Below are 15,078 nucleotides of genomic sequence, written 5' to 3'. Positions count from 1 at the left end.
TTGTTGTTGAAATTCTGAATATTAAAATGTAATATAAAAAAAGCGTGTTTAACAATGTACTTATTTTAGATAAGAAAATGTATTTACAATAAAGGTGTGTGTAAGTGATAAGGAGGAAGGGGTTAACAACTATACAGATGAATTTTAAAGTTCATCAACATATAAACTTACTGGATTCTAAAATAGTGAGCAAAGCATACAGTTTCACAGTAAAAGTTACATGGAGGTTTCAGAAATGGGAAATGAAGGTAGATTTCAAGAAAAGCAACAAGCCCGTCGACAACGCAGTGTTGTTAATATTGGATTAAGTTTAGTATTATTGACAGTCAGCATGGTATCTTATCAGTTATTTTTTACTGATCATACAAAAGGAAAAGAACATCCAGAAGAAAAGAAAGTAGCCCAATTAGCATCTAAAGAGGCGAAAAACAATAAATTAGAGGAACGAAAAACAAAACAATCAGAAGCAGACTCATCAAAGGAACAAGCAAACAAAGAAAGTGAAAAACAAAAATTAATAGAACAGCAAAATCAAGAGAAAGAAAGCTCAAAAGTACAGGAAAAAGAAAAAGAAAAACAGAACAATGAAAATCTAGTAAAAAAACAAGAAGAACAAAAGGATAATAAAATTGAAGAACAGAAGGCTAATGTAGAAACAATAAATAAAAATCAATCAGATAGAGATGCAAATCAAACAGAACAAAATAAGCAATGGAATCCAGTTGGTACAGAGCAAGGGGCAAAACCTGCCATGCAATTTAAAGAGGGAACGACAGATTGGAATGAGATGAAAAAAGCAATTTCCTACGCTGTTGAGGTTCCTGAATCACAACTCATTTATGATTTTATTGGAAATAACGGAACGAATAAGGCCTATGGTAATGTGCGAGATAAGCAAAGCAATAAAAAATATAAAGTGTATATTGATTGGATTGAAAATAAAGGCTGGAAACCAGTATCTGTTCAAGCTGTGAAATAATTATACCGACAGATATTCCGCCGAAATTCAGCAAATAAAGCAAAGACTCTCCCAAACGGAGAGTCTTTTATATGAGTTATTATTTTTGATATCTTTGCTGTTTATTTATGTGGTTTCTTTTCGTTTATCAAATGCAAACAGGTTAAGTTCTTCAGAATCATTGGCCAGCTGCATCGATCGTTCAAACCGCAACCCTACTTTTTCAAGAAGTTTGGCTGAAGCGTGATTATCTGGAGTAGTAATCCCCACAATACGATTTAGCCCCAATTTATCTTTTCCATATGCCATCACCGCAGAAGCTGCTTCATAGGCGTATCCTTTAGCCCAATACTTTGGGAGAAAGGCAAATCCAATATCTACATCTTCCAAGGAATCTCTTTTTACTAGACCACAAATTCCAATCGGAACATGATCCTCCTTCCGTTCTACTAAAAAAAGACAGAAACCAAATTGCTCATACATGCGAATCGGTCCATTCAAAATATAGATCCTTGCATCTTCTAACGTTCTCACCCCGCGATCTCCTATAAATTGTAACCAAGAGGGGTCATTCAAAAGCTCGAGGATAAACGCTGCATCGTCGGTTGTTTGTAGGCGAAGAGTAAGACGCTCTGTTTCGAGAATATTCAAAAGAAATACACCTTCCTTTCAGTATTATATTCTATCTAGATATCATAATCGTATATTAACTTAAAACTCAAGGGTATTTTTTCGTGAGGTACACATTATATGTTAACCGTTGTAACAAACATTTTTTTATGTACGCCACTTGGTACAATAATTAGTAGAAGATATTATATTTGGAGAAAATATCACGAATTAACAAGTAAGTTATAAAATCAAAGCTTCACTTGATTAGTAAATGATGAAATGGTGATACTAATAACTATGAAACGTTTATGATAAGGGATGGTATTATGATTTTTATTTATACAGATTTTGGCGGAACACATACAACTTCACTTGCAGCAGCATATCATTTAAACAAACTCCCCACTGATCGAAGACTGACAAAAGAAGAAATTTTAAATGTGGACTATTTTAATAAGCTTAAAACGTCTGATATGGGAAAAATAATTTTTCATGGAAGGGACGAAGGAGGAAATCCGGTTTATACAGTAGGACACGGGACATCAAAAGTAGTTGTTCCATCCATGAAAAATTTAGCGGAAATTCTTCAACATCAGTATCAAAACAATGAAAAAATCATTTTTTCAAATACTTCACCAACAGTTCCACTTCCTATGACGTTTGGAGGATTGTTTTCAAGAAGATTACATATTGATTTTATTGGTGTTCCCTTACTCGTATGGGGAGCAAAACTGTGTTGTGATAATATACAACGACTTGTTGATTATACAAAAGAAGCGGGTAGAATGACTAATGATTATGTTGTTATTTTAGAGAATGAAACTTTCAAATAAAAAATGCAGGATTTATTGGAATCCTGCATTTTTTCTATATCAATTCAACTTTTTTTCGAATGACAATCTTATCAATTTCGTCTTCTTCATCCCCAATATATAAGCCACGTTCTTTTAAATATGTTTCAAAATATAAATCTGCTTCTGCACGTTCATCATAAGGTTTTACAGATAAAACAAATCCTAATTTATTTTGTTCCTCTAAATGAGAAGTAGAGATATAAGCGGGGGTATTATGACGTAAGAATAGCTCCTTAACAGGAATTATCATATCCTTCATTAGCTTTGATAACATGCTCATTTCAAAATCAAAGTTAAATCGATCAATACTAGATATGTCAGCAAATACCACCCCAATAAAGCCTGTATTAAATACTTCTTGAAATTCGGCGTCTTGCTTATCATAAAAATTCTTTTCAATTAAGTAATTTTTAAAATAAGCAACACCATCAGCTTGTTCAAAAGGTTTTGTTGAAAGAACAAAACCTATCTTCTTTTGTTTATGTAAATACACACAAGACATATGTGCAGAAATATTATGCTCTTTAAATAAAGAACTTGTTGCGCCTGCAAGGCCATCTAATACATGATGGACAATTTGAAGCTTTTTACGGGCAAAATAATAGGATTTTTTTTGTAGTTCCAATGTATCAATAAACACAGAACCGATAAAGCCTGTATTTGAGATAGTAGGTGTATGCTTTTTTCTTCCTCTGCGTTTGTTTTGAGCCATTGTAAAAATCATCCCTTCAAGTACGATTGAAATAAAAGAACGTTTGTTCGTATATTTATATTTTACTATTTAATCGTTATAAAGTAAAGGGATTTTTACCGGAAAAACATAAAAAAGACACCTTTTAAAAGGTGCCCTGAATGCGATAGGGAAGAGGATTCAACCCATTTTATTTACGATTTATATTATGAAACAGAGACAAGTTCTTCTGCATCTTCTACATCTAAATGACAATCCATTGTACGTACATCTTGATCTTCATGACTTCCGAAATAAATAGTAATTTTCATATGTATCGCTCCTTTATTCTAGGAATACCTAAAATAATTACTAGTAATGTTACTGCCTATTATATACCACTTTTTCCATTTCGACAATCTTATCCAGTTTATAATTTTATTTTGTAAATATTAAGAATATTTGTTATGATACACTTAATTAAATGTAAGGAGGAATTAACATGTTAAAAACTTTAAGAACATTCTCAAGTAAAGGAAGAGGAGTGCATAGTATTTAAGCTAACTTAACACTCCTGCTTCCGCGAAGAATATAAATATCGGAAAGTAGGAGAACGTTTGGATAAGTATACGCTGGCAAATCATAATATTTCTATTTTATTTTGGGTACATTTTTTTGGAACAATTAGCTTTTTACAAGCAGTTATGACGTTGTTTTATGTGGAAAGAGGATTAACTCCTTCAAATATTTTTATTGTATTGATGTGCTGGAGTGGAGCGGTTTTAATTGGAGAAGTACCAGCAGGCATTTTTGCAGATCGTTTCAGTTTAAAACTCTCTTTTATAACAGGCGCTTGCATAAAAATTATAAGTATCTCTATTTTGTTCTTTGCTGATAACATATGGCTATTTTGTTTATATAGCTTATTGAATGGTTTATCAGTCACATTTTTTTCGGGTGCTGATGAAGCCTTAATATACGAATCTTTAAAAGAAACGAATGAACAACATCTTATGGATAAAGCGATGGGAAAAATTCAATCCGCTAGCTTTATTTCAATGTTGATTGCTGTTATTTTCGGATCTTATTTTGCGAAAGATTTGAAGGAAGAGCAATTCTTTATTTTAATTACACTCGGACTTCTTTTTCATTTCGTAGAATTAATTTTACTTTTATTTATAAAAAATCCGGCGGTGGAATTTGAATATAATGAGTCAGCTTATTCACAAGTAATCGAAGGAATACAAGTTATCCGAAGAGCACCTCAATTACTTATTATGTTCTTAAATATATCGCTTGTATTTATTCCAGCGAGTGCAGTTTTTGACAACTATGATCAATTACTTTTGAAAAATGCAGGCGTGCCCGTATTTGCAATTGGCATATTATATGCAGTCGCTGCAATAGGCGGATATTTTGCATCCATTTCTATAGGGTGGTTAACCCGAAAATTCTCTCGTATATTTTTATTAAATCTTTCAGGTGCATTAGCTGTCTGTGGATTACTATTAGCAGCGTGCTTTGGAAATACGTTGTGGAGCGTTTTAGGAGCATTTATTATATTACGATTTGTAAGAGCAATAAGATATCCGATTTATTCACAGCTGAGTAATGATATAATTCCATCACATGTACGTGCAACAACAATTTCATTGTTATCAGTACTAGATTCTGTACTGGATTTAATTATTTTTGGTACGTTATCTATACTTGCTGTATACGGGTTACCTGTTATGTTTATGGGTTGTACTATAATTGCACTGATAGGTACTTGCTTACCGATTAAAGGTATAAGAGAAGTGCCTAAAAATATTGAATCGTAAATCTGTTTTAAGGCGACCATTCTTTAAGGTATATCCAAGCCTTAGAGGATGGTTATTTTTTATCAAGACATTAGCTATCCAGTTGTTTATTTTGTAGACTGAATGATTTTGTTACAAAGCTTTAATAACATATTTATACGTGCTTAAATTTTATCGTGTAACATATATAAACAGAGTATAAGATTAGGAGTTAAAATATCACTATGAAAAAAGCACTTATTACTACAACTGTTTGTATCTTGATAGGAATAAGCATTGCTATTCTACAGCAAACAAAAGAAATAAATTATATAAAAGCTAAGAATCGATCAGATCATGTCATAACAATTGCCCATAGAGGGGCATCTGCATATGCTCCAGAACATACAATATCAGCCTATAAATTAGGTCAACAATTCAAAGGTGATTATATAGAAATAGATCTTCAAATGACAAAGGATGGACACTTAATTGCTATGCATGATAATACATTAAATCGAACAACAAACGGATCAGGACTTGTTAAAGATCATACATTAGAAGAAATAAAAAGACTTGATGCTGGTAGCTTCTTTAATAAAAAACATCCCAAGCTATCAAAAGAAGAATTTAAGGACGTAAAAGTACCAACGCTTGAAGAGATTATTGAAACGTTTGGCCATGATGCTCGTTATTATATTGAAACAAAATCACCAGAGGACTATCTAGGAATGGAAGAAAAGCTTTTAGAAATACTGAATCGATACCAACTAAGTGATCCCGCTATTGTAAAGGAGAAAATAATCATCCAATCATTTAGCACAGAAAGTTTAAAAAAGATTCATAGTCTAAATTCTAGCATTCCGCTGGTGCAATTATTAACACACAAAAAAGCAGTCAGACTAACCAATGAAGACTTAAAGGCGTATAAAACTTATTGTGTAGGCTTGGGCATGAACTATACATATATGAATGCTACCGATGTTCCAAAAATACAAAAACAAGGCTTAGAAGTTCACCCATTTACAGTAGATAAAGAGGAAGATATGAAAAAAATGATTGAATGGGGTGTAGATGGGATGTTTACGAATTATCCGGATCGTTTACAGCATGTAATTTTATCATTATCCATTAGTAATGAAATAGATTAACCTAAGTTACAAAAATATAATATAATTAGCAATGGGGTTAAGCCTCTTATTCATTTCTTATAAGGAGAGTGCTTATTATGATTATTAAATTCATTCGTTTCCGTTAATTTCAGGTACATTTCTATTCGTTCATTTTTCTAAAGGGAATTTTGGGCTGTCTTGATGTACCTTTTTTCAAATGACCAAATTCGAATGAAATGAGGAATGAATTATGAAAGAAAAGATAAATAAAATTAATGGAATTGATATATGCACAGAGAGTTTTGGAAATCCTAATCACCCAGCGACTTTACTGATTATGGGAGCAATGTGTTCGATGGTTTACTGGGATGAAGAGTTCTGTAAACGATTAGCAGATACAGGGCGATACGTTATTCGATATGATCATCGAGATGTTGGGCGTTCCGTTACCTACAAGCCAGGAAGTTCTCATTATACTGTGATAGACATGGCGGATGATGCTGTTGGAGTACTCGATGCATACGATATTAATCATGCACATATTGTAGGAATGTCTTTGGGAGGTATGATTGCTCAAATTATCGCAGTAAGGCATCCTCAAAGAGTCCTAACAATGACATTGATTGCATCAAGTATTTATGGGTCTGATGAAAACAATCGGAATTTACCTCCAATGGATGAAAAAATTCTTGCTTATCATGCGAATGGAAGTAAATTGGATTGGACAGATAACGAATCTGTTGTGAATTATTTGGTTAGAGGATCAGCATTACTCTGTGGACCAAAGCATAAATTTGATGAGCAAAGAGTTACGAAGCAGGTAACAAAAGAAATAAAACGAGCAAACAATCTACTCAGCATGTTTAATCATGCACTGCTTAAAGGTGATGATTACTATGAGGGGAAATTAAAAAAAATAAATATATCTACTTTAGTTATTCACGGCACCGAAGATACGGCACTTCCGTATGAGCATGGCTTAGCTCTAGCGAATGAAATTCCTAATGCGTCGTTACTACCACTAGAGGGAACGGGGCATGAAATTCATTTTGATGATTGGGATAATATAATTAACGCTATTTCGAAACATACTTCAAGAGTGTAGGGAATTACACAGTCAAAATAGACGATTTAAGAAGTTTTCTGCTCCTTAGATCGTCTATTTTTTATTGACACTTCGTTTCAACTATTCACGAATAATAAATTGTATTTTATCTAAATGGCTTTTTTTCTTTGGACTAAAATGATTGAGTAGTAATAAAAAAATCGCTGAATCCAGTTATCGAAGCAGAATAGCAGAATATTTACTGCATGATTAATAGCGTTTCTATTTTTTCAAAGAGGAATAGAGCTTTTTACTTGTTTGTATGCTTTTTATATTTTTTTATAACCATTATTGTAAGTGGGGTACCAATCAATGTTGGTAAAAACCAAAACGATAGTGTAGGAAGTAAATTTAATATCGGTATAGAATTCCCTATGTTCACTAGGAGAGCCGTTACAGCACCTATATATGAACCTAGCATACCTCTAATATGATGATGAATCCAATTTTTCCAGCGTCTTTTTCTTGCAAGATAGCCATAAATAGCAAATGAATAAGAAAAAAGTGCGACATAAAACAAATAAGCAATCTCATTCCAATGTAAAATAGACAATATAATTGCAGTGATGAATATTACAACGTAAGATGCATGATAAACTTCACCCCATTCTGTATGAGTTCCTTTCCTCTTTTTTGCAGACATTGCGACAGCTCCTGAAATTAAACATATGATCCCAAATAGAATATGAATTATTAAAAGTATAGGAAAGATATCCAATATACTTCCTCCTTTGCCATTTTAATATTTTTGGTTTGTTAAAGAAGAGATGCAATACATCTTTGATTGAATTTAACATATTGAAATTAAGGTGTTTGTAGAACATCTTCTAGCAATAATAATTTTCATCATATTTTGTTTGCTGATATAAAATGTATATTGTAAATTAAGAAACTACTTCATATTTGAAAAGATATTATAGTTCTAAAAAAGGTGTAAAATAGAAACTGCTTTTGCAGAAATTCTAGGGCTTGATGAGGATTCGTATGAGCAATTTATTATATTTGGAAAAAAATTAAATTATGATAAGGAGGTATATAATAATGGCTGAAAAAACGAGAATAATAGAAATCATGTCTTATAATCCTGAATGGAAAATGGAGTTCAAGAAAATCAAAATAATGATTGAAAGTTATATCGGCGATTTAATTTTAAGAATTGAGCATGTAGGTAGTACCTCTGTTGAAGGGTTAGCAGCAAAACCAATTATTGATATTGATGTAGTTATAGAAAGTTACGATCTATTACCTGACATTATAGAACGATTAGAAAAAGAAGGTTATCACCATCAAGGAGATCTAGGTGTTGAAGGACGTGAAGCTTTTCAAAGAAATAATGAAGATAATTTTATGAAATACCACCTCTATGTCTGCCCGAAGGATGGGAAAGGCTATTTAGAACATGTCGCTTTACGGGATTATTTATCAGCAAATGAGGGTGCACGGAAAGAATATGAAGAACTGAAATATCGATTAGCTGAGAACTATCGATATAATATTGATGGCTATTGTGAAGCTAAAACTGATTTTGTAAAAGGGATTTTGAATAAGACGCTTTATATAAACTAAAAAGAAAAAGTGGGAATTACTACTTGTAATAGAAGAACAAATAGAATCTAATTAAATTGGAAATTTCAAAAATATTTTCATCTAAAGAAACAATTATGAAAGAAAGATATTTTTTAAATAGGATAATTTGTTATTCAAAAAGGAGTCCATACGATGAATATCCAATTAAAAATAATAACAAGAGATAACTGGGAAGAAGCACTGAAATTACAAGTATCGAAGAAACAAACTACATTTGTACCACCAGTAGCAGTATCACTTGCGAAAGTATATATTAAGCCGGATGGTGAAAATGTCGAATACATTCCATTAGCCATATATGATGACGATAGTATGATTGGATTCATTATGCATGCATTCGAACCAAATACATCGGACATGTATTGGATTAACGGATTTATGATTGATGAGCATCATCAAGGAAAAGGATATGGTAAAACTGCTTTAGCTGAAATGATTAAATGGATTACAAATGAATTTACGGAATGTAAGGAGATTCGATTAACTGTACATAAAGAGAATATTATTGCAAAGAGGTTATATGAAGGTTATGGATTTAAAAAACTTGATTATGTTTATGACGAAGAGCAAGTATATCGTTTATATGTCTAACTACATATAAAATAATGCCTGAACCTTCAGTCCGAGGATTAATAGAAAAGGTGCAAAAAGAGGAATTATCAAGTTGTTGGCTTAGCAATTTATAAAATAACATGCAAGAGTACTACGTTGTAAAAAAACATGATATAAGTCCCCTTTCTCGAAAAACTAATATACTCTTAGTTCATCTTTTTAAAAATTTCATATCTGTGTTTTTTTATGACTAAAAGATATCACGCAAAAAACTACCACGCTTAAGCTATAGAACTAGAAAATGATGACATAAAGCTAAATGTTATTGTTTAAATTCATATTTTATAATTTCCATTTATAAAAATGAGTCCATAGTAAAAACAACCTAAAAATAGGCATATGAACAAGGTGCATCATCTAGTGATAGGTCATATTTTGTTGGTGTACGTATTGAACTTAGTTTATAGCGCTATTTCTATTTAGATTTAACGAACAGAAATATAGGAAAGCATCGATGGGGTTTTAATTTATAAACGGAGGTCATGAAAATGAATGAGTTTCAACAAGAACTACAAGCGTTAAGCCTTAATGATTATCAGTCTGGAAATGTTATGTATTGGGACCAGCAAAACCAATATCCATATTACTATATTGAAGATGATGCTCGTCGCTGTGGCGGTTGTGGCCGTTGCGGTGGATTTCGTTGTGGTGGATTCCGTTGTGGTGGATTCCGTTGTTTTGGTTGCTTCGGTTGCTTTAGTTGTTTTGGTTGTGGTGGTTGCGGTGGTTGCTCTAATTGTTTTGACGGTTTTAATGGTGCTACCTGGTGGGTCATTTAAATTCGTGACATAAATAAAGATATTTTTGAAAGAAAAGTGTATATACAAGTATGAACTGTAGAGACACTTTTCTTTCATTTTGTGAATTTAACAAATAAAAGGGCATCTTCTATTTTCGTCGAAATTAATATTTGATATAGCATTTCATATAGAGGTGAATGGTACATTGGATACATATCAAAAAATAGTTTCATGGGTAGAAGAAATAAAGGCACGGAATAAGAGATTCGTCTAATTGTACACAAAAAGAACACTCGGGCAAAAAGGTTATATGAAAGCTATCGTTTTGTAAATCTTGGTCATGTTTATGATAGAGAAGAAGTATACCGTTTACTTGTTTTTAATTAAGAAAATGGATAAAGAGGAGAAACCTAATTGAAAACAAAATTTCATCATATTGTAAGAGGATTCATTATAAAAGATAACAAACTTTTAATAGCAAATTACAAAGGGCATCACTCTTTTCTACCAGGTGGTCATGTTGAATTTGGAGAACCTGCAGAATGCGCATTAATTCGAGAACTTAAAGAAGAAATAGGGATCGATTGTGAAGTTAAGCGCTTTTTAGGAGTGATTGAAAATCAGTGGCAAGATAGCGAGACGCTTCATTATGAAATTAATCATGTTTTCGAAGTCGCTAGTAACGACCTACATAGTGATATACCACCGATTTCTAAAGAGTCTCACCTGGCTTTTCATTGGATCATCCCCAATAATAAAAATCTAATTACATATAAAATAATGCCTGAACCTTCTGTTCAAAGATTAATAGAAAAGGTACAAAAAGAGGATTTATCAAATTGTTGGATTAGCAATTTATAAAGTATTAAGGATGGATATTGGGTACTTAAATGTTAATAAAAGTACTGCATAGGTACCCAGCTTATTCTTAATAACCACTAAAGAAAGCTATAATCCCGATCAAGTAAAATAACTGATTCGCCTCGATTGTATGAAAGAAATAAACCTCAGCCCATGTTCCTACAAAGAATGTAAGATTTCCTCCTATATTTACAAATGAGAAATTCATATGAATTTAAATACTATTGTTCAATTTCATATCGTTTATAAAAATGAATCCATCATACAAGCTATCTAAAAATAGGCAACCGAACAAGGTACGTCACCCAGTAAAAGCTCATATTTTGTTGTTGTACGTATTGAAATTGGTTTCTAATTTCTATATTTATTGCTGTTTATTATGCCGATTAAACAAGTGATACATATAGAAAAGCACCGATGAATTATGCTAGACAGAAACTTTAATTTATAAACGGAGGTCATAAACATGAATGAATTTCAACAAGAACTGCAATCATTGAATCTAAATGATTATCACCCTGGAAATGTTGTGTACTGGGATAATCAAAATCAATATCCATATTATTATGCACAAGAAGATGCTCGTCGCTGCGGCGGCTGCGGACGTTGCGGCGGTTGCGGCGGACGTTGTGGTGGTTTCGGCGGACGTTGTTTCGGCTGTTTCGGCTGTGCAGGGTGCGGCGGTTGCGGCGGCTGCGGCGGGGGATGCTTTAGCTGCTGGAGCTGGTGGTTCATTTAACTTTGTAACATAAATGAAGTTATTGTATGAAAGAAAGGTGTATGTACATGTTCAGAGTGTAGAGACACTTTTCTTTCATTTTGTGAATTAAACAAATAAAAGGACATCTTCTATTTTCATCGAAATTAATATTTGATATAGCATTTCATACAGAGGTGAATGAGACATTGCATACATACCAAAAATTAGTTTCATGGGTAGAAGATATAAAAGAACGGAATCATAGTTCTGCAGCAGCACTTTTTATTATGAAAGATAATGAAGTGATACTTGAACATTATAGTGGAAATCATTCTAATACTGAAAACAGTGCTACTATAACAGCGTCTTCACAATTTAATGTTGCTTCCGCTAGAAAGAGTTACTTAGGTTTAGCGGTTGCTTATGCACTATATGAAGGGAAAATAAAGCATCTTGACGATTACGCAGCTGATTATTTTAAAGACTATGATACAAATTTACTTGGTAAAACAACATTAAGGCATTTAGTAACCCATTCACATGGTTTAAATGAAAAAGTAGACGGAACTATTTATCGAGAATTCGAACCTGGACAAGGGTGGGCATATCGAGATATTAACGTACGTATGATGACCCATCTTATTTATCAACTATATAATAAAAGTTTTCCTGCGTTATTAAAAGAACGTATCTTTATACCTGCAGGTTTTAAAGAAACAGGATGGAGAAAAAAGTATCATGAGAATTTGGTAAAGGTAATAGTAAATCCTCATGAAGAAGCAATATGCAGTACTGGAATATTAGATGATGGAACGGAAAAAAACCTTTTTGTTTCTGCTAGAGAATTCGCCTATTGGGGAAATTTACATTTAAATGAAGGATACATAAATGGAAAACAAATCGTACCGAAAGAGGTTATTAAAATTGCAACAAGTCTTCAAAGCCCAGAATATGAAAACACGGACTTACCACAAAACGGATGCTTCTGGTTTGTTCAAAACACACCCGCTATACAAAGCGAGCTTGGGGAAAGGGTACCTAAAGGCTCGTATCAAATATTAGGCATTACAGGACCCACCATTTTAGTCATTCCCAAGTATAATGTTGTCGTTGCCAAAATGTATAATAAAAGATATAACTATGGAGGAGACAACTATCTGTATTATTTACGAGAATTTAGCAATTTAGTCGCTGATACATTCTCGAAATCATCTTTTACATACCTGTAAAAATATTTGAATTAGGGTATAACTACTTTTATAAAGAAAAGGAGTGAACCCTTATGAAAAAGCAAACGAATAGAAGTAAAAAACAAAACATCAAAGACACGAACACCGAGCAAAATGCTATATATAGCGATCCAAAAGATGCTGCAAATATGCAAACTGTTTCGCAACCAAAAGATTATGAGGAAATCGAATATTAATTTTTTCTCTTTATAAGACTTTTTTATGAAAGAAAAATACATCTTAAGCCCCATAAAAATAAAGACATCATTTGGTACTATAATGTATATAAGCATTTGAAAATGTCTTATCTTAACACAGCTTTTTTACAATAAACCCGTATATAATCTAATCGACAAAAAGGCACTTCTTAACGAAGTGTCTTTTTGTTTATTTTGTACAATGACTCCAATTTAATTTCCAGTTTTAAATTAGTATCTTGTATTTCATCACGGATATACTAAATTGTGATAAACAATGTCATGATAAGAGAGGGACAGTTCGCGTGAAACAAACATCTATAAATCCATGGCTGATTGTCCTAGGCACAATTATTGTGCAAATTGGTCTTGGAACGATTTATACATGGAGTTTATTTAATCAACCGTTAGTAAGTAAATTGGGCTGGGAACTTCATACTGTGGCTATTACTTTCTCAATTACCAGCTTTTCTTTATCATTTTCAACTTTATTTGCAGGTAAATTACAACGAAAGATGGGGCTTCGTAAACTTATCGCAACCGCAGGAATTGTTCTTGGAATTGGATTAATACTTAGCTCACAAGTTTCCTCATTACCACTTCTTTATTTACTAGCTGGTGTCGTCGTAGGTTATGCAGATGGTACAGCCTATATCACATCATTATCAAATTTAATTAAATGGTTTCCAAATCGTAAAGGACTCATTTCTGGTATATCAGTCTCAGCATACGGAATGGGAAGTTTAATTTTTAAATACGTAAATGGGAAGCTAATTGATACAGTTGGTGTATCGGAAGCTTTTTTATATTGGGGTATAATTGTTTTGATTTTAGTGGTTGCGGGATCTTACTTCTTACGTGAAGCTGCTACGAATGAAACAGTATCTGAAACTTTAAGTGATGATTATTCAACGAAAGAAATGTTACGAACAAAACAAGTTTATTTATTGTTTTTTATGTTATTTACATCATGTATGAGTGGCCTCTATTTAATCGGTATGGTAAAAGATATCGGAGTTCAACTCGTAGGACTTAGTGTAGCAACCGCAGCTAATGCCGTTGCAATGATTGCGGTTTTTAATACTGTTGGCCGAATTGTTCTTGGGACATTATCAGATAAAATAGGTCGATTAAAAATTGTTTCAGCAACTTTTATTGTAATCGGCTTATCTGTTTTTACACTGAGTTTTATGAATTTAAACTACGCTATTTATTTTACTTGTGTTGCAAGTGTCGCATTTTGTTTTGGAGGAAATATTACCATATTTCCAGCAATTGTGGGTGATTTCTTCGGTTTGAAAAATCATAGTACAAATTATGGAATTGTATATCAAGGTTTTGGTTTTGGTGCACTCGCAGGTTCATTTATCGGAGCGCTATTAGGTGGATTTCAACCAACTTTTATTACAATCGGTATACTATGTATTATATCCTTTATTATCTCCATTTTAATTCGACCACCAAGCAAGGAGAAAAAGAAAGAAACACAAAAGTTATATCGAAAAATAGCTTAACATTTTGCATATGTTCCTTCTCAAAAGAGCCCCAAATGAACATTAGGGCTCTTTTGAGAAGGAATTAAATTTTTTATTTCCAGTTATTTTATAAATAATGTAGTTCACACCAAAGTACGTTACACCAAATAATAACAAAAACAATGGAAATAAAATAAGAGCTAGTAAACAACCTCCAATATCCCCATTAAAATTCACATCTGTATTTGAAAAATTCCAGTCCTTAACTTTGCTGATAATATGCCCTAGAATATAGGACAGCACAAAACAGATTACAAAAGCGAAAACAAGATGAACTGTAAATTCCCGATTCGATACTTTATCAAATATGTAATAACAAAATCCCCAAAACGCGCCAAAAAGCACTAAAACAAACAATACTTTAAAAAACTTCTTAATATTGATCCAGCATTGAAATACAATTTGTTTAAATGTTTTTCGATTACGTTTTTTCTTTCTAAGTCTTTTCTTTTTATGCGGTTTCATTTCATCCATTCACAATCTTTGTTTTTTCTTACTATTATATCTTTAAATAAAAACAAAAGA

17 protein-coding genes and 1 pseudogene are annotated in these 15,078 nt (G+C 32.5%); 14 read left to right on the top strand and 4 right to left on the bottom strand.

Features of this window, described 5'->3' with window-relative positions:
* Nucleotides 1-235: 235 nt before the first annotated feature.
* The gene (locus C568_RS0101320) at nucleotides 236-979 is read left to right on the top strand and encodes a YrrS family protein (RefSeq protein WP_018780541.1); all 744 of its coding nucleotides are present in this window, start codon (nucleotides 236-238) and stop codon (nucleotides 977-979) included.
* A 105-nt stretch (nucleotides 980-1,084) separates the two neighbouring features.
* On the opposite strand, the gene C568_RS0101315 is transcribed toward C568_RS0101320, so the two are convergent.
* Complete coding sequence (locus C568_RS0101315; RefSeq protein ID WP_006094954.1) at nucleotides 1,085-1,609, bottom strand: GNAT family N-acetyltransferase; 525 nt, start codon at nucleotides 1,607-1,609, stop codon at nucleotides 1,085-1,087.
* Between the two features lie 90 nt (nucleotides 1,610-1,699).
* Between C568_RS0101315 and C568_RS36365 the strand changes: the two are divergent.
* Nucleotides 1,700-1,816, top strand: a pseudogene (locus C568_RS36365) (DUF1453 domain-containing protein); the annotation flags it as partial.
* A gap of 80 nt (nucleotides 1,817-1,896) precedes the next feature.
* The gene (locus C568_RS0101310) at nucleotides 1,897-2,403 is read left to right on the top strand and encodes a DUF3189 family protein (protein WP_018765970.1); all 507 of its coding nucleotides are present in this window, start codon (nucleotides 1,897-1,899) and stop codon (nucleotides 2,401-2,403) included.
* A 34-nt stretch (nucleotides 2,404-2,437) separates the two neighbouring features.
* Here the strand turns inward: C568_RS0101310 and C568_RS0101305 are convergent, their stop codons facing one another.
* A complete protein-coding gene (locus C568_RS0101305) occupies nucleotides 2,438-3,148 on the bottom strand; it encodes a hypothetical protein (RefSeq protein ID WP_006094955.1) in 711 nt (236 codons plus the stop codon).
* A gap of 563 nt (nucleotides 3,149-3,711) precedes the next feature.
* On the opposite strand from C568_RS0101305, the gene C568_RS0101295 reads away from it, so the two are divergent.
* From C568_RS0101295 to C568_RS0101285, 3 genes are all read left to right on the top strand, one after another.
* Complete coding sequence (locus C568_RS0101295) at nucleotides 3,712-4,917, top strand: MFS transporter (RefSeq protein ID WP_003197956.1); 1,206 nt, start codon at nucleotides 3,712-3,714, stop codon at nucleotides 4,915-4,917.
* Between the two features lie 203 nt (nucleotides 4,918-5,120).
* Entirely contained in the window at nucleotides 5,121-6,026 is a 906-nt protein-coding gene (locus C568_RS0101290; RefSeq protein ID WP_006094956.1) for a glycerophosphodiester phosphodiesterase, read from the top strand.
* Between the two features lie 211 nt (nucleotides 6,027-6,237).
* Complete coding sequence (locus tag C568_RS0101285; protein WP_018765965.1) at nucleotides 6,238-7,092, top strand: alpha/beta fold hydrolase; 855 nt, start codon at nucleotides 6,238-6,240, stop codon at nucleotides 7,090-7,092.
* Between the two features lie 250 nt (nucleotides 7,093-7,342).
* Here the strand turns inward: C568_RS0101285 and C568_RS0101280 are convergent, their stop codons facing one another.
* Nucleotides 7,343-7,810, bottom strand: a complete 468-nt coding sequence (locus C568_RS0101280) for a DUF2306 domain-containing protein (protein ID WP_018765964.1) — start codon at nucleotides 7,808-7,810, stop codon at nucleotides 7,343-7,345.
* Nucleotides 7,811-8,133: 323 nt separating this feature from the next.
* Here C568_RS0101280 and C568_RS0101275 point away from each other — a divergent pair, with 323 nt between their 5' ends.
* The 8 genes from C568_RS0101275 to C568_RS0101240 all read left to right on the top strand — a co-directional run bounded on the left by C568_RS0101275 (nucleotide 8,134) and on the right by C568_RS0101240 (nucleotide 14,532).
* On the top strand, nucleotides 8,134-8,658 hold the full coding sequence (locus C568_RS0101275) for a GrpB family protein (protein ID WP_003197949.1): 525 nt from the start codon (nucleotides 8,134-8,136) through the stop codon (nucleotides 8,656-8,658).
* 153 nt (nucleotides 8,659-8,811) lie between these two features.
* On the top strand, nucleotides 8,812-9,270 hold the full coding sequence (locus C568_RS0101270; protein WP_003207254.1) for a GNAT family N-acetyltransferase: 459 nt from the start codon (nucleotides 8,812-8,814) through the stop codon (nucleotides 9,268-9,270).
* A gap of 509 nt (nucleotides 9,271-9,779) precedes the next feature.
* Nucleotides 9,780-10,070 (top strand): heterocycloanthracin/sonorensin family bacteriocin, encoded by a 291-nt coding sequence (locus C568_RS0101265; protein ID WP_018780539.1) that lies wholly within the window; start codon nucleotides 9,780-9,782, stop codon nucleotides 10,068-10,070.
* A 375-nt stretch (nucleotides 10,071-10,445) separates the two neighbouring features.
* The gene (locus C568_RS0101260) at nucleotides 10,446-10,892 is read left to right on the top strand and encodes an NUDIX domain-containing protein (RefSeq protein ID WP_018780538.1); all 447 of its coding nucleotides are present in this window, start codon (nucleotides 10,446-10,448) and stop codon (nucleotides 10,890-10,892) included.
* Nucleotides 10,893-11,358: 466 nt separating this feature from the next.
* Nucleotides 11,359-11,631 (top strand): heterocycloanthracin/sonorensin family bacteriocin, encoded by a 273-nt coding sequence (locus C568_RS0101255; RefSeq protein ID WP_029426834.1) that lies wholly within the window; start codon nucleotides 11,359-11,361, stop codon nucleotides 11,629-11,631.
* Between the two features lie 167 nt (nucleotides 11,632-11,798).
* The gene (locus C568_RS0101250; protein ID WP_018780536.1) at nucleotides 11,799-12,821 is read left to right on the top strand and encodes a serine hydrolase domain-containing protein; all 1,023 of its coding nucleotides are present in this window, start codon (nucleotides 11,799-11,801) and stop codon (nucleotides 12,819-12,821) included.
* A 53-nt stretch (nucleotides 12,822-12,874) separates the two neighbouring features.
* Entirely contained in the window at nucleotides 12,875-13,018 is a 144-nt protein-coding gene (locus C568_RS34560) for a hypothetical protein (protein ID WP_018780535.1), read from the top strand.
* 305 nt (nucleotides 13,019-13,323) lie between these two features.
* Nucleotides 13,324-14,532: an L-lactate MFS transporter gene (locus C568_RS0101240; protein ID WP_018780534.1), complete on the top strand. Its 1,209-nt coding sequence runs from the start codon at nucleotides 13,324-13,326 to the stop codon at nucleotides 14,530-14,532.
* A gap of 42 nt (nucleotides 14,533-14,574) precedes the next feature.
* On the opposite strand, the gene C568_RS0101235 is transcribed toward C568_RS0101240, so the two are convergent.
* Complete coding sequence (locus C568_RS0101235) at nucleotides 14,575-15,018, bottom strand: permease (RefSeq protein ID WP_231398613.1); 444 nt, start codon at nucleotides 15,016-15,018, stop codon at nucleotides 14,575-14,577.
* Between the last annotated feature and the right edge of the window lie 60 nt (nucleotides 15,019-15,078).

The sequence above is a fragment of the Bacillus sp. 95MFCvi2.1 genome (genome assembly GCF_000374965.1).
In the GTDB taxonomy this organism is placed as follows: Bacteria; Bacillota; Bacilli; order Bacillales; family Bacillaceae_G; genus Bacillus_A; species Bacillus_A pseudomycoides.
This window is presented reverse-complemented; position numbering and strand designations above follow the sequence as displayed.